Source organism: Caballeronia sp. S22 (assembly GCF_964261745.1).
GTDB classification, from domain to species: domain Bacteria; phylum Pseudomonadota; class Gammaproteobacteria; order Burkholderiales; family Burkholderiaceae; genus Caballeronia; species Caballeronia jiangsuensis.
Map to the genome: position 1 here is coordinate 2707927 of NZ_OZ180035.1, position 22654 is coordinate 2730580.

At 61.1% G+C, this 22654-nt stretch carries 20 protein-coding genes and 1 pseudogene; 15 read left to right on the plus strand and 6 right to left on the minus strand.

Features of this window, described 5'->3' with window-relative positions; translation table 11 throughout:
* Window positions 1-12: 12 nt before the first annotated feature.
* Together ACEN42_RS12750 and ACEN42_RS12755 are read right to left on the minus strand one after the other, a co-directional pair.
* The gene (locus ACEN42_RS12750) at window positions 13-1380 is read right to left on the minus strand and encodes a sugar ABC transporter substrate-binding protein (protein ID WP_187607371.1); all 1368 of its coding nucleotides are present in this window, start codon (window positions 1378-1380) and stop codon (window positions 13-15) included.
* 211 nt (window positions 1381-1591) lie between these two features.
* Window positions 1592-2365 (minus strand): L-iditol 2-dehydrogenase, encoded by a 774-nt coding sequence (locus tag ACEN42_RS12755; protein WP_187607372.1) that lies wholly within the window; start codon window positions 2363-2365, stop codon window positions 1592-1594.
* Window positions 2366-3328: 963 nt separating this feature from the next.
* Here ACEN42_RS12755 and ACEN42_RS12760 point away from each other — a divergent pair.
* From ACEN42_RS12760 to ACEN42_RS12825, 14 genes and pseudogenes are all read left to right on the plus strand, one after another.
* Complete coding sequence (locus ACEN42_RS12760; protein WP_374191182.1) at window positions 3329-4750, plus strand: carbapenam-3-carboxylate synthase domain-containing protein; 1422 nt, start codon at window positions 3329-3331, stop codon at window positions 4748-4750.
* Between the two features lie 24 nt (window positions 4751-4774).
* Window positions 4775-5548 (plus strand): enoyl-CoA hydratase/isomerase family protein, encoded by a 774-nt coding sequence (locus ACEN42_RS12765; protein WP_238284818.1) that lies wholly within the window; start codon window positions 4775-4777, stop codon window positions 5546-5548.
* A complete protein-coding gene (argJ, locus tag ACEN42_RS12770; protein WP_371880127.1) occupies window positions 5548-6741 on the plus strand; it encodes a bifunctional glutamate N-acetyltransferase/amino-acid acetyltransferase ArgJ in 1194 nt (397 codons plus the stop codon). The genes ACEN42_RS12765 and argJ overlap by 1 nt, the downstream gene beginning before the upstream one ends.
* A 92-nt stretch (window positions 6742-6833) precedes the next feature.
* The gene (locus ACEN42_RS12775) at window positions 6834-7700 is read left to right on the plus strand and encodes a TauD/TfdA dioxygenase family protein (protein WP_371880128.1); all 867 of its coding nucleotides are present in this window, start codon (window positions 6834-6836) and stop codon (window positions 7698-7700) included.
* A gap of 180 nt (window positions 7701-7880) precedes the next feature.
* Window positions 7881-8627: an enoyl-CoA hydratase/isomerase family protein gene (locus ACEN42_RS12780; protein ID WP_238284835.1), complete on the plus strand. Its 747-nt coding sequence runs from the start codon at window positions 7881-7883 to the stop codon at window positions 8625-8627.
* Window positions 8624-9190: a tetratricopeptide repeat protein gene (locus tag ACEN42_RS12785; protein ID WP_371880129.1), complete on the plus strand. Its 567-nt coding sequence runs from the start codon at window positions 8624-8626 to the stop codon at window positions 9188-9190. The genes ACEN42_RS12780 and ACEN42_RS12785 overlap by 4 nt, the downstream gene beginning before the upstream one ends.
* Window positions 9187-9990, plus strand: coding sequence for a hypothetical protein (locus ACEN42_RS12790; protein WP_371880130.1), 804 nt, complete (start codon window positions 9187-9189; stop codon window positions 9988-9990). The genes ACEN42_RS12785 and ACEN42_RS12790 overlap by 4 nt, the downstream gene beginning before the upstream one ends.
* 11 nt (window positions 9991-10001) lie before the next feature.
* Window positions 10002-10448 (plus strand): hypothetical protein, encoded by a 447-nt coding sequence (locus tag ACEN42_RS12795; RefSeq protein WP_371880131.1) that lies wholly within the window; start codon window positions 10002-10004, stop codon window positions 10446-10448.
* Between the two features lie 10 nt (window positions 10449-10458).
* Entirely contained in the window at window positions 10459-10983 is a 525-nt protein-coding gene (locus ACEN42_RS12800) for a DUF1566 domain-containing protein (protein ID WP_371880132.1), read from the plus strand.
* A gap of 312 nt (window positions 10984-11295) precedes the next feature.
* Complete coding sequence (locus ACEN42_RS12805; protein ID WP_238284843.1) at window positions 11296-11754, plus strand: Fur family transcriptional regulator; 459 nt, start codon at window positions 11296-11298, stop codon at window positions 11752-11754.
* Between the two features lie 41 nt (window positions 11755-11795).
* Window positions 11796-12677, plus strand: coding sequence for a metal ABC transporter solute-binding protein (locus ACEN42_RS12810; RefSeq protein WP_371880133.1), 882 nt, complete (start codon window positions 11796-11798; stop codon window positions 12675-12677).
* On the plus strand, window positions 12674-13561 hold the full coding sequence (locus ACEN42_RS12815) for a metal ABC transporter ATP-binding protein (protein WP_371880134.1): 888 nt from the start codon (window positions 12674-12676) through the stop codon (window positions 13559-13561). Before ACEN42_RS12810 ends, ACEN42_RS12815 begins: the two co-directional genes overlap by 4 nt.
* An 8-nt stretch (window positions 13562-13569) precedes the next feature.
* Window positions 13570-14358 (plus strand): metal ABC transporter permease, encoded by a 789-nt coding sequence (locus tag ACEN42_RS12820; protein WP_371880135.1) that lies wholly within the window; start codon window positions 13570-13572, stop codon window positions 14356-14358.
* A 476-nt stretch (window positions 14359-14834) separates the two neighbouring features.
* A pseudogene (locus ACEN42_RS12825) lies at window positions 14835-15981 on the plus strand (IS3 family transposase).
* Between the two features lie 115 nt (window positions 15982-16096).
* On the opposite strand, the gene fghA reads toward ACEN42_RS12825, so the two are convergent.
* From fghA to ACEN42_RS12845, 4 genes are all read right to left on the minus strand, one after another.
* On the minus strand, window positions 16097-16945 hold the full coding sequence (gene fghA, locus ACEN42_RS12830; protein ID WP_371880136.1) for an S-formylglutathione hydrolase: 849 nt from the start codon (window positions 16943-16945) through the stop codon (window positions 16097-16099).
* A gap of 14 nt (window positions 16946-16959) precedes the next feature.
* Window positions 16960-18066, minus strand: a complete 1107-nt coding sequence (locus ACEN42_RS12835) for an S-(hydroxymethyl)glutathione dehydrogenase/class III alcohol dehydrogenase (RefSeq protein WP_371880137.1) — start codon at window positions 18064-18066, stop codon at window positions 16960-16962.
* Between the two features lie 38 nt (window positions 18067-18104).
* A complete protein-coding gene (locus ACEN42_RS12840) occupies window positions 18105-19319 on the minus strand; it encodes an AGE family epimerase/isomerase (protein ID WP_371880138.1) in 1215 nt (404 codons plus the stop codon).
* Between the two features lie 108 nt (window positions 19320-19427).
* A complete protein-coding gene (locus ACEN42_RS12845) occupies window positions 19428-20861 on the minus strand; it encodes a xylulokinase (protein ID WP_371880139.1) in 1434 nt (477 codons plus the stop codon).
* Between the two features lie 334 nt (window positions 20862-21195).
* On the opposite strand from ACEN42_RS12845, the gene ACEN42_RS12850 reads away from it, so the two are divergent.
* A complete protein-coding gene (locus ACEN42_RS12850; RefSeq protein WP_187609841.1) occupies window positions 21196-22587 on the plus strand; it encodes a nucleobase:cation symporter-2 family protein in 1392 nt (463 codons plus the stop codon).
* Window positions 22588-22654: the final 67 nt, after the last annotated feature.

Genomic DNA, 22654 nt, shown 5'->3' on the forward strand with positions numbered 1-22654 from the left:
GCTGCGGAAGATTTACTTCTGATAGCCCGCCTGCTTCACGGCGCGATCCGCGGCGGCATTCGCGGCCTTCAACGCGTTGTCGACGCTCGTCTGACCCGCGACGACACCCGCGATCGACTGGCCGACCACCGTGCCGAAGGACTGGAACTCCGGAATGCCGACGAACTGGATGCCGCTATACGGCACCTTGTGCAGCGTCGCGTCGTTCGGGTCCGCGGTTTCGATCGCCTTCAGCACGAAGTCGCCGAACGGCGCGGCCTGTTTGTACTCGGGGCGCGCGTAGGTCGATTTGCGCGTACCCGGCGGCACCGACGCCCAGCCTTCGTCCTTGCCGACCATCTCGATGTATTCCTTCGACGTCGCCCACGCGGCGAATTTCTTCGCGGCGTCCTGCTGCTTCGACGTCTTCGGGATCGCAAGCGACCACGACCACAGCCAGTGCGAGCCCTTCGGCGTGACGGCGATCGGCGCGGCCGCGAAGCCGATCTTGTCCGACACCTGCGACTGCGACTTGTTGTAGAGCATGCCCGCGGCGACCGTTGCGTCGATCCACATCGCGCACTTGCCCGACGACATCAGCGTGAGGTTCTCGTTGAAGCCGTTCGAGCTCGCTCCCGGCGGCCCGTCGTTCTTCAGCAGGTCCGCGTAGAAACCCACGGCCTTCTTCCATTCGGGCGTGTCGAGCTGCGCCTGCCACTTCTCGTTGAACCATTCGCCGCCGAACGTGTTCACGACCGTCGACACGAACGCCATGTTCTCGCCCCAGCCCGCCTTGCCGCGCAGGCAGATGCCGTACTGGCCTTTGGACTTGTCGGTGAGCTTGTCGGCGAACTGCTTGATCTGGTCGTAGGTCGGCTGGTCGGGCATCTTCAGGCCGGCTGCCTGGAACAGATCCTTGCGGTAGTACGTCATCGAGCTTTCGACGTAGAACGGCAGCGCATAGAGCACGCCGCCCGACGAGAGGCCGTCGCGCGCGGTCTTCACGACATCGTCGAGATCGTAGTTGGCGGGCAGGCCTGTCATGGGCGAGAGCCAGCCGCGCTTGCCCCATTGCGGGGCCTCGTACGTGCCGATGGTGATCACGTCGAACTGGCCGCTGTTGGTGGTGATGTCGGTCGTCGCGCGCTGGCGCAGCACGTTTTCTTCGAGAATCACCCATTTGAGCTGGATGTCCGGATTGGCCTTCTCGAAGGCAGGGGCGAGCTTCTTCAGCTCGATCATGTCCGGGTTGTTCAACGTCGCGATCGTGATGGTGGTCGCAGCATGCGCCGACAGCGGCACGAGCGCGGCCGCGGCCAGCGCGGCCGTGAGCGCCCCGGTCACGAACGGGGCGCGACGCGCGCGCGGTTGTGCTCGAACGATGCGTTGAGTGCGTTTCATATGGGTTCGTCTCCTTTTTGTTTGCACGGGCACAGCGGACAGTCGATGCATGACCGCAAACGCCGTGTATGCCGCTGCCTGCTTTTGAGGGTGCGCGATCGGGGATCGCGTGTTGCCGGGTTATTCCTTGCCGCGCCTGCCTTCGTTACCCTGGCGCCTTCGACTCGACGCCGTTTCACTATAGACGGTGCTTCCCGCGCTTCAAGCCGCGTCAACTCATCCAGTTGCCGCCATCGACGTTGATCGTCTGCGCGGTGATGTAATCCGAATCCGCTGACGCCAGAAAGAGCGCCGCGCCTGTCAGGTCCGCGGGCAAGCCCATGCGTCCGAGCGGCACTTCCTCGCCGACGAGCCGCTTCTTCTCGCCGAGCGGACGGTTCTCGTAGCGCGCGAAGAGCGCGTCGACTTCCTTCCACATCGGTGTATCGACGACGCCGGGCGCGATGCCGTTCACGTTGATGCGCTCTTTCGCAAGCGCGAGCGCCGCCGATTGCGTATAGCTGATGACCGCCGCCTTGGTCGCGCAGTAGTGCGACACGAGCGCTTCGCCGCGCCGTCCCGCTTGCGACGACATGTTGATGATCTTGCCGCCGCGGCCCTGCTCGACCATGCGTTTCGCGACCGCCTGCATGAGAAAGAACATGCCCTTGACGTTGACCGCGAAGAGGCGGTCATAGACGTCCCAGGATTCATCGAGGATCGGGCGCATGTCGAAGAGCGCCGCGTTGTTGAAGAGGATGTCGATGCCGCCGAAACGCTCGACGCTGCGCGCCACGATGCGTTCTATGTCTTCGCGCTGTGTGACGTCGGCCTTGAGCGCGAGCACGCGCGCGGAGACATCCGCGAAGCGCTGGGCCATGTCGTGCTCGTCTTTCACGTCGACGACGACGACCTGCGCACCTTCCTCCAGATAGCGCCGCGCGACCGCCTCGCCGATGCCGCTCGCCGCACCCGTGATGATCGCGACCTTGTCTTTCAGTCTCACCGATGTCTCCGATTCTTCGAATCGTCACTCGCGTGAGCGAACGCTCTGCGAATGAACAATTGCTCTCTGTTTGATCGAATGATCGGCGCTGCGCGTGATCGTGTCAAGGCATCGGCACAGGTTTCGATGTTGCGACGCGCAAACGGCCGGTAACGGTCGGGAAAACCCTTTTGGTGTGTGGCGGGGAAGCAATCGGCGTACCGCGTTGGAAGGAGCAGCTAACGCTTTGAAATCAAATATTCATTATCTGCCAATTATTTTCATATTATCGCTCAGGCTAAATATCGATCAAATGCGATTAGGAAATGCCGCTTAAAAATAAGCTTTTTGGCAGCATACTCATCTTGGAATTAATCCAATCCGCAGAAATGGTCTCGGCCTCGTGCAAATACAAAATTTTGCAAGCCAAAACTACTTTTCGACGTAGTGAGTCATGCTTTAATTAACTGCACCAAACGCATGCGATGTGAAACGCCTCATCGACATGCCATCAAAAAAGCCTTATTAGAGCGTTCTAGAGAGCCAAAATGAGACATTCCATGCTGATTGACGTCGGCAATACCCGGGGGCACACGGGCAATCAGGCGAACGCAAGAAATTATTTTCCAATGCATTCGCGCTGAGGCTACATGACCTATAGAGGAATCGGGCAACCCTGTTGATTCGGGCGTGCACCACAGTTACGACACTCGCGTCGTCGACATCGACTGAGTTCTGCTGCCTCTCGTAGGCTCGCCAGCGGTTATCGCTTTAAATTCGCAGCCGATTCTGTTCGACAGGTGAATGACGCTAAGTAATGCTCAAGTTATTCCCTCATCAACGATCATAACCGCGCTTCTATAACGACTTGTTCCGCGTGCAAGCGCTCAACTAACTAATATCATGACGTTCTCGTTTGTCGCCACTCCCAATGCGGCCCGGCCGCTTACGGCTTCTCTCGCGGATTTACGTTGCCAAGGAGATTTGCTCGAGATTTCAGGCTGGCAATTCTGGTTTAAAAAATGGAGCGGCACTCATCAATCGGAGATTATGCATGTCGAAAATAATCAGACTCACGTACTTATCGGCCGACCCACCAACGCGGATGAATTGCGCTCGCTTGCGAACCTGGTGACGGCAGAAGCGCTATCGGCGAACGTGGTTCAGTTGCTTGTAATCCTTGTCGAAGCCTACGGCGACGCTATTCTTTCGCTGGTCGAAGGCCCCTTCACCCTCCTGACTTTCGGGCCTCGGGGCAAACTGACGGTCGCCACGGACGCACTCGGCCTGCAACCCGTTCACGTCGTGCGCGGCCGCGCCTTGTGGGTGACGTCCGAACTCAAGAATGTCGGTTTATGCGGGCCTGGCGAATTCGACTTCCTGCCCGAGAATGAGGTCATCGCGCACGACGACCGGGCGGACACGTTTCTGCCAATTCGCAACGCGGAACGCATCCGCGCAGGGTCCGTCTGCTCATTCGGTTTCGACGCACGTGGTCATTCGATCATCAACGCACGCCAATATCTGACGCTAAGGCTCGCGACACCCCAGCGCATCAAACGCGAACACGCGCGACAGCTGACCTATTCTCTGCTTTCCGGTTCGGTGAGGCACGTTACGGGTGCCAGCGGGCCGGTTTCGATTCCCCTCTCGGGCGGCTTGGACTCGAGCATGGTCACGGCCATCGCCACACGCCATCGACCGGACATCGGCACGTTCGCGATCGGAAGCGGAACCAGCAACGAATTTCCGTTTGCGCAGACGGTCGCGCGTCACGTCGCCACCACGCATCGCGAGTTGACCTTTGGAGACGATGCAATTCTCCGGGGCGCCCACGAAGCCATCTACTACAACGAGATATTCGACGGTTTGTCGGCCGAGATCCAGGCCAGTCTCCTGTGCCTGTACCGGTCGCTGGAAGGCACGGGCGGCCGGGTCGTCACAGGCTACGGCTCCGATCTGCTGTTCGGCGGCGTACTCAAGGCCGGAAGCGCGCCCAATGACGCGAACGCCGAACTATGGCGGCAGATCTACCGGACCCGCTGGACGGGTGAGTTTTCGCAATTCGGGGCCAATCGATACGGGCTCGAGGTGCACCACCCGTTCTGGACGACGCGTCTCATGACATTCGCGCTCAATCTCGCGCCGGAAATGAAGATCTCGGACGACGAAGTCAAGGTCATGCTGCGCGAATGCGCCGCCGAGAACGCACTGCTTCCTGACGAGATCGTCTGGCGACGCAAGATCGGAATCCATGAAGGGTCTTCGGTCAACAGCATCTTCGCGGCTCACATCGGCGTCGACACCACCGACTACGCCGCAAAGACGAAATACACCTATCGAAAGTACCGGGCCTATCTGTCCGGCGAAGAATCGCTGCCCAACGCAGATTCGCACACGCATTAACGGCATTTCAACAGGAGAAGGCCGATGTCGCTGGTCGTAGAAACCGACGTACGAGCAGTCCGCGTCGTGACGCTGAATCACTCAAGCCGAATGAATCCCTTCAGCGCGGAACTCGAAAACAGCATCAAGAGTGCGCTCGCACGAGCGAATACGGACCCGTCTGTTAGCGCTGTCGTCGTGACGGGCGGTCCGGACCGCTCCTTCAGTGCAGGCGGTGACTTCAACGAAGTCAAACTAATGAAGGGCGGCGTCGAAGTCGATCGCTGGATCGATAGAATCACCGACCTGTATTCGAGTGTGCTGCTTGTCGACAAACCCACCGTCGCAGCAATCGATGGTTACGCCATCGGCATGGGATTTCAGTTCGCGTTGATGTTCGACTGGCGGCAAGCCGCCACGTCGGCGGAGTTCCGCATGCCGGAGTTGCGGCACGGTATTGGCTGTTCGGTTGGCGCGGCGATCCTGCGGCACGCCATTGGCTACGTGGCTATGCAGGAAATCGTGTTCGCTTGCGAATCAATTGATGTGGAAAAAGCCATGACATATGGCATCGTCAACCGGCTGTCGACACCGGAACAATTGCTGCGCGACGCCATAGCTCGGGCAGAAGAGTTGGCAGCCTATCCGCAGGTGCCCTATCGAGCGACCAAGCAGACCATCGTGCAAAGCATGCGCGACGTGCTGCTGCAGTCCGCCGCTGCATCCAAACGCGTTCATAAGGCCGCCTTCGCGGCGCGTAGCCCGCATGCACATTTCGCGCGAGTGCTCGGTGAAAACGACGTGAGCGTGGGTGCCTGATGAAAGACCGTGATTTCGTTTCGCTGCCATTGAACGGCGTCTCGCCGACGCCGCGCGGCTTCAGAACATTCGTCGCCTCCGCTGGTATCAAGGACGCGTCGCGCGACGTCGCCGTCATGTTCTGCGATGTCCCTTGCACAGTGGCCGGCGTCTATACCAGGAATCACTTTGCCAGTCCGGCGGTGCGAGCGTCGCGTAAGCAACTGGTTCATGGCTCGGCGCGCGCGCTGCTCGTCGTTTCCAAAAACGCCAACGTCGCGACTGGCCCGCAGGGCGTGGCAGACCTGGAGGCACTTGTTCGGCGTTTGTCCGAACAACTCGCCGTTGCGCCCGATGAAGTGCAATGCGCGGCGACCGGCGTCATCGGAAGGCGATTGCCTGTCGACAGGATTGCGCAGGTACTGCCGTCCGATCGGGATCAAATGACAGCGCCAGCGGACTTTCGCGCCTTTGCCGAAACGATCATGACCACCGACACGACCGCAAAGGCGGTTTGCATTCCGGTCGGGAACAGCGTGCTCGTCGGAATTGCGAAGGGCGTCGGCATGATCGAGCCGGACATGGCGACGCTACTCGTGTACTTCTTTACCGACGCGGCGATCGCTCAACCCGCGTTGCAGTCGACTCTTGTCGCGGTCATGGACAAAACGTTCAACTGCATCACGGTCGATTCGGATACGTCGACGAGCGACAGTTGCGCGATCTTCGCCAACGGACTTGCCGGTCCGGTCGACCCGTATGCCTTCACGGAGGCACTGCTCGATGCGGCGTCGCACCTCGCGATGATGGTCATGGGCGACGGTGAGGGCGTCACAAAGATCTTCAAGGTGATCGTCGAACATGGGGAATCGGATGCTGTCGCCAAGGCGGTGGCCAAGTCAATCGCCAACTCTCCGCTTGTCAAAACCGCCATTCACGGCAACGACCCCAACTGGGGCAGAGTCGCGATGGCCATCGGCAAATGTAATCGCTCATACCTCATCGATCCGGAGCGCACGCGCATTTCGATCTGCGGCATCAGTGTCTATCCGTCGTCAGGCGAAGAGCGTGTTCGGGCTGTACGCGACGCCATGAAAGCCTCGCGCTACCTCGATATCCACGTGGACCTCGCCGTCGGAAGTGGTCGCGCCGAGGTGCTGGGATGCGATCTGTCGCCCGCATATGTCGAGTTGAACAGCCACTACACCACGTAGTTGCGGTTGCTCATCCGCGACCACGGCGGCGCAGCGTCGCGGTCGATGGAATTCTACCGAAGTACTTTTTCGCCTCAATAAAGGAGAAGCAAATGGATAGACGTGTACGTCTTTACGAAAAGGAATCGCTGTTGCCTTCGGGATTCGGTGCGTTGATGAACCGGGACGCCTTTCTCGGTGCCGATCCCCGGGACATCAAGGAGATCCTGAAAGAAAAGGGATTTGCGCTGATCAGGGGTCTCGACCTTCAAAAGCAGGATTTCCTGAAGCTGTATTCGGCTTACGGCAATATCATCGCGTACGTGAATGAGCGTGAAAAGGTCGGCTACGGCTATCGGGACACCCTCGAGCTCGACGGCGACAAGAAGAAGATCGTCACCGGACGCGGTCAGTTGCCTTACCACGCGGACGGCGGTCTGCTGCTGAGTCAGGTCGATCTTGTCTTCCTCTATGGCGCACGCATCAAGAATATGAAATTCCGCGGCGCGACACTCGTGACGGATCACGTTCTCGCCGTGGAGGAGATGCCGACCCACCTGCGCGACGTACTCGAAAACGAGACGTTCGAAGTGCGCGTGACCGAGCGTGGCTACTACGTAGACGTTTCGCCGGATGGGTGGTTCAAGGTGCCAGTCTTTACCGACCTTGGATGGGTGAGGAAGATGCTGCTTTATTTCCCCTTCGACGAGGGCCAACCGGCGAGCTGGGAACCGCGCATCGTCGGATTCTCGACGTATGAAACGCAGAAGTTTTTCACTGAGTTGTCGAACTTCTTCAAAAATCCGCGTTATACCTACACACACTACTGGACAGAAGGTGATTTGCTGATCGCCGACAACCGTCGAAGCATTCACGAACGTGAGGAGTTCAACGATCCGGCCATTGAACGCGTCCTATGGCGCGGACAAACGGCAGAGACGGCCACGGGCGGACCGGTTCGCGACGTCGCTCTCGGTTAAGGGTCTGTCTGGTCTGACGCGTTAAGCATTCAATCCCCCACCTGCAGCGTTCATCCCGTTTGGATGCAACGCTGCATTATTTTGTCATCCGAAGTATATTTTCGCCTTGCATTCGACAATCCGGTGCATGTTGCCTGATAGGCTACGTTCACGCGGAGACTCGTCAGTCTGGAGGAGACTGTGGAAACAATCAGCTTCACCGAGAATCTCGTTCACGTCGAACATCCTTCTTCGAAGGTCGTTCAGTTGACGCTGGATGGCTCCACCCCCGCCAACTTCCTGGATATCGATGCACGCCTGAGAACCGTCCGCGCAATCGAGGCTGCAAGCCGCGATTCCGACGTTTCGTCACTGATCCTTTCAGGTCCCGACGGGGCGTCGTTCTGCGGCGGCGGAGACATCCGCGATGTCTGCAGGATCCGCTGCGAAGCCGATATTGACGCCTGGCTGGACAGCATCATCACGCTCTTCCTTGCGCTGCTGAATTGTCCGAAACCCATCGTCGCGGCCGCTCAAGGCGAGGTTAAAGGGCAAGGCCTGCAGCTTGCTCTGCTCTGCGACGTTCGAGTCGCCGCATACGGCGCGCGTTTCGGTGAACCGGAACTCACGCACGGCTCGGGGTGTGCGGTAGGCGCGACTATTCTTAGACACTTTGCCTCGTACGGCGTGGCCACCGAAATGATCTACGGCTGCCGGGAAATTGGCGCGATTACCGCAATGCAGTACAACCTTATCAATTCGGCAGTGCGTGACCAGGATCTAACGTCCACAGCGCTGCACTGGGCGCAGCGGCTCGCCGGCTATTCGCCACAGGCGTTCGTGCACACGAAGCGCATCGTCGCGCGCAACATGATCGAAGAGCTGAAGTCATGTCTTCCAGCGGCCCGGCACATGTACCGGAAGCTTTTCGTCGCAGACTTGAAATGATTCGCTCGCCCGCGTCAAACCTGACCTCGATCTTGCGCACGTTACTGCACGCCGTGCTCTGCTTGATGCTTCTGAACTTGCGCCAGGAAGCCTTGGCTCGACCGGCCTCATGTGCGTCCGAAAGTGGGGTACCGCAAAACATCGTCACTTGGACTGACATCGAAAACGCGGTCGCGTTTCGCTCCAACGAGAAAAGGCCGCGCACTGACAGCGACGCTGCTCCGCATGAAGAGCAGACGGATCGACCGATGACGAACGACGTGCGATTCGATATCGGAGCGGCATACCTGACAGGCAAGCGCGCCGCCAAAGATTCGACGAGAGCATTCGCCTGGTTCCTGAGCGCCGCCGAACATGGTGACGTGGAAGCCGCGATGATCGTTGCCTATCTGTATGCGAACGGATCCGGCACATCCGTGAATTGCCGGGAGGCAATCAAATGGTTGTGCCAAGCAGGCAACAGCGGCATCGAGGAAGTCAAGTACGCGATGGGAAATCGCTGCTCTTCCGCCACAGAACGATATATCGTTCACCTTCCAGTAATTGAGGATTCCGAAAAATGAAATTCTGGCTCAAGGCGCTGTTGCTTGCGGTCGCATTCATCGCCCTATCGAAACATGCTGGCGCTGCACCTTCGACGTCGACCGCGCAATCGATCAGGACGGTTCAATCGTCGCATCCGTCCTATGTCGCGCGCGTCGCACACGGGCGGCTCATCTCGATCAGTTTGCAACCTCAGGAGTTGAAGCTCGATATGAATGTCGCCAACTCGATCGCTTCCGAAACTGGCGACTTCAAGCCGGCCCGCTACTCCTTTCCCAGTGCTCAGGTTCCGCAGACGCTACTGTCGCACCTGACCGAAATTTATGCTTATGCCCGCCGCCGGGACGTGCCTATCGTTTCCTCGGGTGGGGACTGGGTAGTCGCGGAATACTTTCTGGCCGGCTCGCACATACCGGTGTCCCGCTTCGAACTGCTGGGCAAACGGGTCCGCCGGCAGGAGCAACTGGATCGAACCGGAAGGACCGTGAGGACCATTATTGTCGGCTGGACGCGAGCCTCCGCCATGCACGATGACGAAAGCTCCGACGTATCCACGCTCGACGAGCATCCCGTATGGATGCGCGTATTCAAAGTGCAGCCAGGGGGAGGAAAACAGCTCGTCGCACTGGCATGGCGGAAGACGCGCTTTTCGAGCACGCCGGATACCTACGACGCGCCGAAAGACAACGAACTCGCTTACGGATTGCCCAACGGGGTCGTGAAGTGGCGAACCATGGAGGAATTTGCTCGGGCTGAGCATATCGATCTCGATGCCAGGAGCCTCGATGGCAATCCGCGTCGACAGCAAGCTCGCATGTGATGTGTCGACACATGAGCCTGCTTCCTCGCGTTCCGACGCTCCGGCTGGTGGTGCTTTCAGCGCTGTTCGTTGCACGCACGGCACTTGCGAACCCTGCAGTCGAACGATCGTCTCCGGAGCGCGCATCGCTATCGTCGATGCCCGATCATTATTACGTCGGTCGGAAGGACGATGCGTTCGAGTATGCGAAAGTGCCCGCGGACAAAGGCGAAACCCAAGACCTAGTTCTGGTCTGGTACATGGGCACGAACAAGGACGGGGAACCGATCGTCCGATATCAGGATGGCGCGAGCAGCGGAACATTGAGTTGCTTTGACAACTGTCAGTTTGTCCGTGGCGCGACCTTGGTCGGACACAGGCTCGTACAAACTGGCCGCATTCGCGTCACAAACGACCCGCTTATCTACGCGATCATGCACGACGCACGTGCCGGCAGGCTGTTCTCACCTTTGAAATGAAGCAAGCAGGATGAAGACCGCAAAAATGAGATGGTGCTTGTCGTTGGTATTCCTTTTGTCATTTCTGACATCGTCCGGGGGCATGGCTGCCTGCATTCGCGGCTTAGATAGAGATCTCGTGTTGCAAGGCGATGTGGCGATCAACCGAAAAACCGGCCTGACCTGGAAACGATGTGCTGTCGGCAGGAAATGGAGGAAAGACGGGCAACAATGCACGGGCCGGCCAACAGGTTTGAGTCAGAACGAGGCGCGGCAGGCGGCGCAACGGGCAGGTCCAGGATGGCGCATACCCACCGGCCGTGAACTGGGCACGCTTCGCATGCACACATGCAACGGTCCCAAGATCGATACCAGAGCGTTTCCCGGTATCGCGCTGTCCGACTTCGGCGAAGGCGCAAATTTCTGGACCTCGACAGCAGCCATGCCGGGCACGTTTTATTACTTCAATTTCACTGACGGTTCCGTTGATTTTCATAGCGCGGGCTTCGGGCTTTCGGTAATTTTGGTGCGGAGCTCGGAGACGGATTTACGGTAAGCGCATGACTGCATCTTCCAGAGGGAGTGACATCCCGCCACGCTCGCGGCGGATGCGCAGTGCACGTCGCTCGCGCTTTTGACCGAAGCCCTATCGAATCTCGCGGCCACTCCTCACCATGCAGTCATTGGCGCGAACGTTCGGGCAGCGCTAGAGCTTTTTCCATGACATTCAGATCCAGTGCGAAGTCGATCAACAGCCTATGCCCCGATATGATATATTGTATCTATCCAACTTTTGCCGATCTATGCCGTCGTGCGCGTCTAGGGCACACCCGTCCTCAGACATGCCACACTCGGCGGCCGACATGACATGACCGCATCCGTCGAAACCATGCTTGCCCGCGCCGAAGTGCTCGCCGTCGAGCGCGGCGTCGCGCTCACGCCGCTGCGCCGCCAGGTCTACGAACTCGTGCTGAAGGCGCACAGGCCTATCGGCGCCTACGACCTCATCGACGCGATGGAGCCGCAGCGCGGCGCGCGCGTGCCGCCGACCACCGTGTATCGCGCGCTGGATTTTCTCGTCGAGAACGGCTTCGTGCATCGCATCGAATCGAAGAACGCGTTCATCGCGTGTTGCGACGCCGGCAAGCCGCACGAGAGCCAGTTCCTCATCTGCGACGAATGCGGCGAGACGCTCGAAATCCAGGGCCGCGAACTCGCTTCGTCGCTGTCCGCGAGTCCGCCCGCGCATGGCTTTCAGGTGCATCACCAGGTCGTCGAACTGAGCGGACTCTGCGCCGATTGCCAGAGAAAGCATCGCGGCGCATGAGTCGCGTCACGTCGAGAACAACTCAGCCAGAAAGGAAATCGATGAAATTCGCGCACGTCCTGACCTGCTTCGCCATCGCGCTCGGCTTGTGCAACACGGCATCGGCACAGACCGCGCGCGTGCCGGTCGTCGCGGCGGAGAACTTCTACGGCGACATCATCCGCCAGCTCGGCGGCGATCACGTGCAGGTGACGAGCATCCTCAGCAATCCGGACGAAGACCCGCATCTCTTCGAAGCGAGCCCGAAGACCGCGCGCGCGTTGCAGCACGCGGCGCTCGTCGTCTACAACGGCGCGGACTACGATCCGTGGATGGACAAGCTGCTCGCCGCATCGAAGAGCAATGAGAAGCGCACGGTGATCGTCGCGGCGAAGCTCGTCGGCAAGAAGTCCGGCGACAATCCGCACCTCTGGTACGACCCGTCGACGATGCCTGCGGTCGCGAAGGCGGTGAGCGCGTATCTCGTGAGCGCCGACCCTTCGCACAAGAGCGACTACGACGCACGCCTCGCGACCTTTCTCGATTCGATGAAGCCGATCGACGCGAGCGTCGCGCAACTGAAGTCGCGCTTCAAGGGCGTTCCCGTCACCGCGACCGAGCCGGTGTTCGGCTACATGGCCGATGCCATCGGCTTCGAGATGCGCAACCTGCGCTTCCAGATGGCGTCGATGAACGAGACCGAGCCGAGCCCCGCCGATATCGCCGCATTCGAAAAGGATCTGCGCGAGCGCCGCGTGCACGTGCTCATCTACAACAGCCAGGCGACCGGCGCGCTGACGAAGCGCATGCTCAACATCGCGAAGGACGCGCATGTGCCGAGCATCAGCGTGACTGAGACCCTGCCCGCCAAACTGACGTATCAGCAATGGATGCAGTCGCAACTCGACACGCTGTCGGGCGCGCTGCAAGGATGGCAACGATGAACGCCGCCGCAACGCCGCAAGCCGCGCTCGAAGTCGATCGCGTGACGCTCGCGCTCGGCGGGCGCGAGATTCTCAACGACACGAGCTTCACTGTTCGCAATGGCGAGTTCATCGGCGTGCTCGGGCCGAACGGCGCGGGCAAGACCACGCTGATGCGCGCGCTGCTCGGGCTCGTGCCGCTGAAGAGTGGGACGATCCGCGTGAACGGAGAAGCGGTCGAGCGCGGCAATCCGTCGATCGGCTATATGCCGCAGATTCGCACCGGACTCGCCAACCGGCGCGTGCTGGGCCGCGATTTCGTCGCGATGGCCGCCGACGGACATCACTGGGGCCTGCCGCATCGCAACGCGCGCATCCGCGCCGACGTCGAGCGCGTGCTCGAACTCGTCGGCGCGCATCAACTGGCTTCGCGTCCGTTGTCGGAACTGTCGGGCGGCGAGCGCCAGCGTCTGTTGCTCGCGCAATGTCTGCTCGGCAATCCGCGTCTGCTCTTGCTCGACGAGCCGCTCATCAGTCTCGATCCGCGTCATCAGACGGGTGTCGTGGAACTCGTGCGGCGCGTTCAGCGCGAACTGAACATCACCGTGCTGTTTTCGGCGCACGAACTCAATCCGCTATTGAATTCGCTCGACCGCGTGCTGTATCTCGGCAGCGGGCGCGCCGCGCTCGGTACCGTCGATGAAGTCATCTCGAAGCCCGTGTTGTCGCGGCTGTACGGGTCGCCTATCGACGTGATGCGCGTGAATGGGCGCATCTTCGTGATGTCGGGCGATGTCGAGATCGACAAGCTCGATCACGCGCACGAGGAAGGCGAGGAGCATGAACACGAACACGAGCATGACCACGGCCATGCACACGATCACGGTCACAGCCACGCCAAGTAGAAAGCACAATGTTCGAATATGACTTCATGGTGAATGCATTCGCGGCGTCGGGGATCGTCGCGGTGCTTTCGGGGATCGTCGGGTATTTTCTCGTGCTGCGCGGGCAGACCTTCGCGGGTCACGCGCTGTCGCACGTCGGCTTTACCGGCGCGACGGGTGCGGTGCTGCTCGGCATGTCGCCGCTTTGGGGAATGGTGGGCTTCACGCTCGCGGCCGGCGTCGGCATGGGCGCGCTCGGCGAACGCCTCTCGGGCCGCGATGTGGCGATCGGCGTGATTCTTTCGCTATCGCTTGGCTTCGGCTTGTTGTTTCTGCACTTCTTCACCGCGTATGCGACGCAGGCCACGGCTTTGCTCTTCGGCAACGTGCTCGGTGTTAGCCATGAGACGCTGATCGTGCTGGCTGGTCTTGCCATCGTGAGTCTTGGGGCGCTCGGCTTCATCATGCGGCCCTTGCTGTTTGCGTCGCTGCAGCCGGAGCTTGCGGAGGCCAAAGGCGTGTCGTTGCGGCTCGTCTCGGTGCTGTTTCTCGCGATCACCGCGCTCGCGGTCGCGGCTTGTACGCAGATCGTGGGCGTGCTTTTGGTGTTTGCGTTGATGGTCGGGCCGGCGGCCGCAGCGCAGAATGTGACGACGCGGTTGTCGTCGGGGTTGGTGCTCGCGGCCGTGTTTGCGCTCGGGCAGGCGTGGGTTGGGCTCACGCTCGCGTATTACACCGACTGGCCGACGAGCTTCTGGATCACGATGCTTGCTGCGATCGTTTATGGCGGTAGTCTGGTGGGGCGGCGGGGGCATTGAGGGGTTTGTTTTTGTTGTCGCCGGATCCCGTTTTCGTGTTGGTTTATTAGCACTGCCCCTGTGCGGGGCGGCAGTCACTTTCTTTGCTGCTGCAAAGAAAGTAACCAAAGAAACAGCTTTCCCCAGCCTAAGCACTTCACACCGGCCGCGGCACAGGCGATTGGCCTAATGGCCCGGCAGTAGCGAGTGCCCTCGTAGGTCTCGCGGGGCTTGGATCGCGCACGGTCTGACTCATCGCGCCGCGTGCTTCATTGGTTCAGCACCAAATAGCTCCAGCCCGCTTCGCGGCCGATGGGTCAATCGGGTGCGCGCGCTTCTTCTTCGATGGTTTCCCTCGCATACCCAACGGCAGCGCGTAGCGCTGTGCCGAAGCTCTTTCGTGCTGAACCAGCGCCCTAACACCACTAGCTTGTGTAGTGGTCTAGCAATCTTGGACACTTCGAAAGGTAGACTTTGATCGACCAGCGAGGTGTCAAATGGGCAGAAGAGAATTTTCAGAGGAATTCAAGCGCGAGGCAGTGGCGCTTGTGCTGGAGCAGGGCTACACGGTGACGAAGGCGGCGAAGGCGCTGGGCATTGGAGGGACGGCGTTGCGGCGCTGGATCGGCAATCGCCGGCCGGTTGCGGGTGCACCGGTGAGCGCAGCCGAGGGCGGCAGCGCTGAACAGCTAAGGGTTCGAGCACTTGAGAAACGAGTGGCGGAGCTCGAACGGGAGCGCGACATTCTAAAAAAATCCACGGCCTTCTTTGTCAAGGAACTGGACCGCGATTCGAAGTGATCCGGCAGGCAGAGAAGGCATATCCGACAGCGACGCTGTGTCGTGTAGTCGGCGTGGCGCGCAGCAGTTACTACGCATGGAAGGCACGGCAGGGCAAGGCACGTCCGGTACGTACGGGGCTGGTGCGCGAGGTGCAGGCGATTCATGCGCAGATGCGGCAAAGCTATGGCAGTCGGCGCATATCGCAGGAAATGAAGCGTCGGGGCCATGCGGTGGGACGCGAGCGTGCGCGTCGCCTCATGCGCGAAGGCGGTGTGCAGGCGCGGGTACGTCGCACGCATCGTTATGTGAAGCGCACGCAAGCATCGGCGATTGCGCAAAACCGGCTCGATCGGGCATTCACCGTGACGGTTCCAAACCGGTTCTGGGCGGGCGACGTGACGTATATCTGGACGCAGCAGGGCTGGATGTATCTGGCTGTGGTGATCGATCTGTATTCCCGGCGTGTAGTCGGCTGGGCGACCTCGGGTTCCTGTGACACGTTCTTGGTGATTGGCGCGTTACAGGTCGCATTCAAACGCGGCGTACCGAACCGGGATTGATGTTCCACTCGGACCAAGGAAGCAACTATGCGAGTTTGACGTTCCAGCAGTTTCTTAAGGAGCACGAGATCGTGCAGAGCATGAGCCGCAGAGGAAACTGTTGGGACAACGCCGTCGTCGAGCGCTTCTTCTGTACGCTCAAAGGAGAATGCATCGGCGAGCACGCATACCGTGATCACGCCGAGGCTCGCGCCGATGTGCTGACTTACATCTTGATGTACTACAACCAGGAACGCTTGCACTCGGCCGCGCGTCACATGCCGCCGGCCGAGTTCGAGGATTTAAAGGTGGAAACTGCGTAATCGGTGTCCAAGAATACTGAACCACTACACCCCCGCCCCGGGGAGGGGCAGAGCTAATAGACCACCGCGAAACCGGGATTCCACGAAAGCGAAAGCGAAGGCAAGACCAAAAGACTCAACGACACAAAACCCGCGCATGATGCGCGACATGTTCCCCGACGAAAGTCGAAATAAAGAAATACCCGTGGTCATACCCTTCATGACGCCGCACGATCACCTCGTGCCCCGCCCCCAGCGCATTGCGCTCCAACACCTCCGGATGCAACTGCTCGGCAAGAAACTGATCCGCCAATCCCTGATCGACGAGAATACCGCCTTCGAACCGCGCCGCGGCATCCCCCTTGATGAGTTCGCTCGCATCGTAGTGCTTCCACGCTTCGCGATCGTCGCCGAGATAGCCCGAGAACGCCTTCACGCCCCACGGGCACTGCGAAGGCGCCGCGATCGGCGCGAACGCCGACACCGACCTGTACAGATCAGGATTGCGCAACGCGAGCACAAGCGCGCCATGACCGCCCATCGAATGCCCGAAGATGCCGATGCGATCCTCGCGAACCGGCAACTCGGCGAGCACCGTCTCGCGCAATTCCTGCGTCACATACGAGTACATCCGATAACGCCGCGCCCAAGGCTCGCGCGTCGCATCGACATAAAAGCCCGCCCCGACGCCGAAATCCCACGCATCTTTCTCGCCCGCAATATCCGCCCCGCGAGGCGAAGTATCCGGCGAGATCAACGCGATACCGTGTTCCGCCGCATAACGCTGCGCGCCCGCCTTGATCGGAAACGTCTCTTCCGTGCAGGTGAGGCCGGCGAGATAAAACAGCGCCGGCACCTTTCCGGACGACGCCCGCGCAGGCAAAAAGACGGAGAAACGCATCGGCAAGCCGATAGTCTGCGATTCGTGCCGATAGATGCGCTGCACGCCGTCGAAGCATCGATGTTCTTCCACGAGTTCCAGCATGGCCTTTTCCTCGCTCAATAGATGACGACGGAACGGATCGACTCGCCCTTCTTCATCAGGTCGAAGCCATCGTTGATCTGCTCCAGCTTGAGATGATGCGTGATCAGATCGTCGATATTGATCTTGCCTTCCATGTACCAGTCGACGATCTTCGGCACGTCCGTGCGCCCGCGCGCGCCGCCGAACGCGGAGCCTTTCCATTCGCGGCCCGTCACGAGCTGGAACGGGCGCGTGCTGATCTCTTCGCCCGCCGCCGCCACGCCGATGATGAACGACTGGCCCCAGCCCTTGTGCGTGCATTCGAGCGCCTGACGCATGAGCTTCACATTGCCGACGCACTCGAAAGAATAGTCCGCGCCGCCATCGGTGAGCTGCACGATATGGTCGACGACATTCTCGACTTCCTTCGGGTTGATGAAGTGCGTCATGCCGAACTTCTTCGCGAGCTCGATCCGGCCCGGATTGATATCGACGCCAATGATCTTGTCCGCGCCCACCATCTTCGCGCCCTGAATCACGTTCAGCCCGATGCCGCCGAGACCGAACACGACGACATTCGCGCCCGCTTCCACCTTCGCCGAATAGACGACCGCGCCGACGCCCGTCGTCACGCCGCAGCCGATGTAGCAGATCTTGTCGAACGGCGCGTCTTCGCGCACCTTCGCGACCGCGATTTCAGGCACGACGATGTAGTTCGAAAACGTCGATGTGCCCATGTAGTGGAACAAGGGCTTGCCGTCGAGCGAGAAACGCGACGTGGCATCCGGCATCAGGCCTTTGCCTTGCGTCGCGCGAATCGCCTGACAGAGATTCGTCTTGCGCGACAGACAGAACTTGCACTGGCGGCATTCCGGCGTGTACAGCGGAATGACGTGATCGCCCTTTCTCAACGTGCCGACACCAGGCCCGACATCCACGACGACGCCCGCGCCTTCATGCCCGAGAATTGCCGGAAAGATGCCTTCCGGGTCCGCGCCTGACAGCGTGTAGTAATCGGTGTGGCAGATGCCCGTCGCCTTGACTTCGATCAGGACTTCACCCGCGCGCGGGCCTTCGAGATCGACTTCCTCGATCGTCAACGGCTTGCCGGCTTCCCATGCGATTGCTGCTTTCGTCTTCATCGTTCAGCTCCTTGAGTTTCGATAATGCCGATTCTGTTTCAGCGCACGACGTTCAGGACTTCGTAGCATGCGCCCATCGTGTGATAGTCGACCTTTCCGGCCGGGCTCTTCTCGTCGCTGTACTGGCGGTTATCGCGCGTGAGAATGCGATACCACGCGCCCCACTTGTGATCGACGAAATGCTCCCAGCTATACGCCCACAGGCGGTCGTAATCGTTCCAGTAACGCACGGCCAGCGCGGCGTCGCCGTCGCGTTGCGCGTGGTCCGCGAGCAGCGCGGCCGTCGCGAGCGATTCCGCCTGCACCCAGAAATACTTGTCCTCGTCGTAGAACTTGCCGTCGGGATCGAAGCCGTACACCATTCCGCCGTGCTCGTGATCCCACGACAGTTCCAGCGCGCGGTCGAACAGTTCGCGCGCACGCGTGACGTGCCACGCCTCGGGCCGATGACGGTCGAGGATCAGCAGCAGCTTCGCCCATTCGGTCTGGTGCCCCGGCTGAAAGCCCCACGGCCTGAAGATGTTGCTGCGATCGCCCTTGTTGTAGTCCCAGTCGATCGACCAGTCCGGCTTGTAGTGTTCCCACACGAGCCCGCCCGCGAGCGCGGCCTGACGGTTCACCATGTTGTCGGCGAGGAGGGCCGCGCGGTCGAGATAGCGCGCTTCGCCCGTCGCTTCGAACGCGGCCAGCAGCGCCTCGCAGGCGTGCATGTTCGCGTTCTGGCCGCGATAGTCGGACACCTGCCAGTCGGCGCTCGCTTCGTCCTTGTAAAGGCCGTGCTGCGCATCCCAGAAGCGCGTCTCCATCAGGTTCCAGGTTTCGTCGAGATAAGCGCGCGCCTCGTCGAATCCCGCTTCGACCGCCTTCGCATAGGCGAGCACGACGAACGCGAGGCCGTAGCAATGGTTGGTCGCATCGGTGACTTCGCGTCCGTTCAGCGTCCACGCATAGCCGCCCGTCTGCGGATTTCGATGAAACTCGCGCAGGTATTCGATGCCATGCGCCACGCCGCCGCGATATTCATCGAGACCGAAGTGCTTGTACGCCATCGCGTAGTTGAAGACGAAGCGCGTACTCGATACGAGATGTCGCGAGACGCGGTCGTAGATCGTGCCGTCGTTCTTGTAGTAGTGGAAGAAGCCGCCCGCGGGATCCATGCAGTGCGGGTGATAGAAGGTCATCGTGCGCAACGCGTGGTCGAGCAGGAACGCGCGCGCGCGGAAATCGGGATGTGACGGCGAAGGTGCGGGCATGGCTGAGTTCGATGTGGTCTCGAAGAAGCGCGCTTCGGTTACCGCTCATATGAAGCGACGCTTCATGCTCCCCGATGCGGATTGCATCGGGATTAAAGGTAAGAAAGTTTAAGCGGACTCGCGCCCGATCGTGAACCAGTCTTCGGTACGCCTGTACAGATCGATGAAACGCGCGAGCCGTGCGTCGAGTGAAGCGTTCGCATGCGGCGTCGCGACGAGCGTCGCCGTGGGTGCGAGCGATGCGAGATCGTCGATGCGCCAGTGGCCCGCCGCGATGCCGCCGAGGATCGCCGCGCCGCGCGTCGCCGCGTTCGGGCAGTCGACGGCGTGCAGCTCGACGCGCAATGCGTCGGCGAGCAACTGCCGCCAGCGGGCATCGACGGAGCCGCCGCCCGCGAGCAGCATCGAATCGAGCGGCGTGCCGTTCGCGCGAATCGCGTCGAGTCCGGCACGCAAGGCGAATGCCACGCCCTCGAACGCGGCGCGCATCATCGTGGCGCGCGTGTCGTCGAGGCCGAGTCCGAGCCAGCCGCCGCGCGCGCCGGGGTTCATCCACGGGGAGCGTTCGCCGCTCAGGTACGGCAGGAAGCTCACGGATGCGCTGGCGTTCGCGGCGAACGCATCGTCGTAGGCTTGCGGCCACGACACGTAGCCGAGCCAGCCGCGCACCGCTTCCAGCGCGACGCCGACGTTCTGCATCGCCGCCATGCGATACCACGCACCCGTCGCCGCACGATACGTGTGCAGGCCGTGCACGGGCGCGGGCGCAGCGGCGCACATCACGACGATCTGGCCGCCGGTGCCGGTGGTGAGCAACGCGTCGCCGTCGGCCGACAGCCCGCTGCCGAGCGCAGCGCACGGCGTATCGCCCGCGCCGACGGCCATCGGAATGCCCGCGCGCAAGCCCAGTTCCGCCGCCGCTTCGCCCGATAACGCGCCGCCGCTCTCATGCGATGCCGCCAGCGGCGCGAACCATGTGCGCGGCAGGCCGAGCGTATCGATGAGCGCATCGTTCCATTCGCCCGATGGCGCCGCGAGCGCGGTCGCGCAGGCATCGGATGCATCGGTGACAAATCTTCCGCCGAGCCTCGCGCGCAACCAGTCCTTCGGCTGTAACGCCCAGCGCGTGGCGTTCGCGATCTCCGGTTCGTGCGACACGAGCCAGCGCAACAATGGCCCCGCCATGCCGGGCGCAACGGGATTCGGCTGCGGCGCGGGCCATGCGTCGAGCAGATCGCGGGCGCGCGTGTCGGGCCAGAGCATCGCGGCGCGCAGCGCGTGGCCGTCGGCGGCAGTCGGCACGACGCCGTGCATCTGCCCGGAAAAGCCGATTCCGCTTACCGCTTCGCGCTCATCGGCCGGCAAACGCGACGCGGCGCCGACGAGCGCGGAGTACCACGCATCGACCGTGGTTTCGGCCCAGCCGGGCTGCGCGCTGGTCACCGAATACGCCGCGCTCGACGATGCGATTTCGCGCCCGTCTTCATCGACGATGGCGAGTTTCAGGGAGCCCGTACCGAGATCGATGCCTAAAAAACGCATGGGATTCCGAGTCTGAAAAGACGTTAGGGAAAACGCGTAAAACGCGGGTATACCCCGCGATCGCGCGATGAACACGAAAAACGGACTATACGCGCGGCGTGATGAACATCATAACGAGCGCTCGAAGAAAGCGGCCTTTCGTCACGCGACGAAATTCCGGCGATGTGCGTCAAACCCTTTGCAGCAAGGACTTGCGCATGTTCGCGCCACCGGTGGCTCACGAAAGCCATATCGACGGGCGAACGCGACGTATAGCGCCGCGTGGTCTTGTTCGTGGGTTCCGATGCACTTAACTTGGAGGCCATTCAAATGGAAGGTGATATAGGAGAGAGACATGGCTTCAAGTTCGGTGAACCCGTCCGTGCATCCGTGCGACGAACGGCTGCCCGCCGGTCAACTGCTGACGCTCGGCATACAGCACGTTCTCGTGATGTACGCGGGCGCGGTCGCGGTGCCCCTGATCCTCGGCGCGGCGATGGGACTGCCAAAAGACCAGGTCGCGTTCCTCATCAGCGCGGACTTGTTCTCGTGCGGCGTCGCCACCTTGATTCAGACGCTCGGGCTGTGGATCTTCGGCATTCGCCTGCCCGTGATCATGGGCTGCACGTTCGCGGCCGTCGGCCCGATGGTCGCGATCGGCACCAACCCCTCGCTCGGCATTCTCGACGTGTTCGGCGCGACTATCGCGGCGGGCGTGATCGGCATCTTCCTCGCGCCGATGATCGGCAAGCTGTTGCGATTCTTCCCGCCGGTCGTGGTCGGCACCGTGATCGCGGTGATCGGTCTCTCGCTGATGGGCGTTGGCATCAACTGGGCGGCGGGCGGCATCGGCAATCCCGAATACGGCAATCCGGTGTTTCTGCTGCTGTCGCTCGTCGTGCTCTCGCTGATCCTGCTCATCAACAAGTTCGCGCGCGGTTTCATCGCGAATATCTCGGTGCTGCTCGGGATCGTCGCGGGCTTCGTGATCGCCGCGCTGCTCGGCCGCGTGAACATGGATGGCGTCGCGCACGCGCCGTGGGTCGGCATCGTGCTGCCGTTCCACTTCGGCATGCCGCATTTCGATGCGCTCTCCGTCGCGACGATGGTCATCGTCATGTTCGTCACCTTCATCGAATCGACGGGCATGTTCCTCGCGGTCGGCGATCTCGTCGAGCGTCCGGTCGATCAGAAAGCGCTCGTGCGCGGCCTGCGTGTCGATGGACTCGGCACGCTGATCGGCGGCATCTTCAACTCGTTCCCGCATACGTCTTTTTCGCAGAACGTCGGTCTGATCGGCGTGACGGGCGTGAAGAGCCGCTTCGTCTGCGCAACGGGCGGCGTGATTCTCGTCGTGCTCGGCCTCTTCCCGAAGATGGCGCAGGTGGTCGCTTCGGTGCCGCCGTTCGTGCTCGGCGGCGCGGGCATCGTGATGTTCGGCATGGTCGCGGCAAACGGCATCAAGACGCTGTCGCGCGTGGACTTCTCGAAGAACCAGCACAACCTGTTCATCGTCGCGGTGAGCGTCGGGATGGGTATGGTGCCGGTCGTCGCGCCGAAGTTCTTCACGCAACTGCCGCACGCGCTGGAGCCGATTCTCCATAGCGGGATTTTGCTGGCGTCGGTATCGGCGGTCGTGCTGAACATCGTGTTCAACGGCGTGCGCAAGGAACGCGACGCGCGGCGTGATGCGCGTGAAGCCGCGCACGAGTTCGAAGGCGCGGCCCACGCGGGCGACGCGCACTAAAAATGTCGTAACCCTGGAAGTGCTTGCTGGGTGTTTGCGTTGGGCGCCGCGGTGAAAACCGCGGCGT

Excerpts from the sequence above, each read along its gene's own strand:
- ACEN42_RS12840 (WP_371880138.1), bottom strand. The coding sequence starts at position 19,319 with ATGCCCGCACCTTCGCCGTCACATCCCGATTTCCGCGCGCGCGCGTTC.
- ACEN42_RS12810 (WP_371880133.1), top strand. The coding sequence starts at position 11,796 with ATGAAATTCGCGCACGTCCTGACCTGCTTCGCCATCGCGCTCGGCTTG.
- ACEN42_RS12775 (WP_371880128.1), top strand. The coding sequence starts at position 6,834 with ATGGATAGACGTGTACGTCTTTACGAAAAGGAATCGCTGTTGCCTTCG.
- ACEN42_RS12805 (WP_238284843.1), top strand. The coding sequence starts at position 11,296 with ATGACCGCATCCGTCGAAACCATGCTTGCCCGCGCCGAAGTGCTCGCC.
- ACEN42_RS12795 (WP_371880131.1), top strand. The coding sequence starts at position 10,002 with ATGAGCCTGCTTCCTCGCGTTCCGACGCTCCGGCTGGTGGTGCTTTCA.
- ACEN42_RS12815 (WP_371880134.1), top strand. The coding sequence starts at position 12,674 with ATGAACGCCGCCGCAACGCCGCAAGCCGCGCTCGAAGTCGATCGCGTG.
- ACEN42_RS12850 (WP_187609841.1), top strand. The coding sequence starts at position 21,196 with ATGGCTTCAAGTTCGGTGAACCCGTCCGTGCATCCGTGCGACGAACGG.
- fghA (WP_371880136.1), bottom strand. The coding sequence starts at position 16,945 with ATGCTGGAACTCGTGGAAGAACATCGATGCTTCGACGGCGTGCAGCGC.
- ACEN42_RS12750 (WP_187607371.1), bottom strand. The coding sequence starts at position 1,380 with ATGAAACGCACTCAACGCATCGTTCGAGCACAACCGCGCGCGCGTCGC.
- ACEN42_RS12835 (WP_371880137.1), bottom strand. The coding sequence starts at position 18,066 with ATGAAGACGAAAGCAGCAATCGCATGGGAAGCCGGCAAGCCGTTGACG.
- argJ (WP_371880127.1), top strand. The coding sequence starts at position 5,548 with ATGAAAGACCGTGATTTCGTTTCGCTGCCATTGAACGGCGTCTCGCCG.
- ACEN42_RS12820 (WP_371880135.1), top strand. The coding sequence starts at position 13,570 with ATGTTCGAATATGACTTCATGGTGAATGCATTCGCGGCGTCGGGGATC.
- ACEN42_RS12845 (WP_371880139.1), bottom strand. The coding sequence starts at position 20,861 with ATGCGTTTTTTAGGCATCGATCTCGGTACGGGCTCCCTGAAACTCGCC.
- ACEN42_RS12790 (WP_371880130.1), top strand. The coding sequence starts at position 9,187 with ATGAAATTCTGGCTCAAGGCGCTGTTGCTTGCGGTCGCATTCATCGCC.
- ACEN42_RS12800 (WP_371880132.1), top strand. The coding sequence starts at position 10,459 with ATGAAGACCGCAAAAATGAGATGGTGCTTGTCGTTGGTATTCCTTTTG.
- ACEN42_RS12765 (WP_238284818.1), top strand. The coding sequence starts at position 4,775 with ATGTCGCTGGTCGTAGAAACCGACGTACGAGCAGTCCGCGTCGTGACG.
- ACEN42_RS12785 (WP_371880129.1), top strand. The coding sequence starts at position 8,624 with ATGATTCGCTCGCCCGCGTCAAACCTGACCTCGATCTTGCGCACGTTA.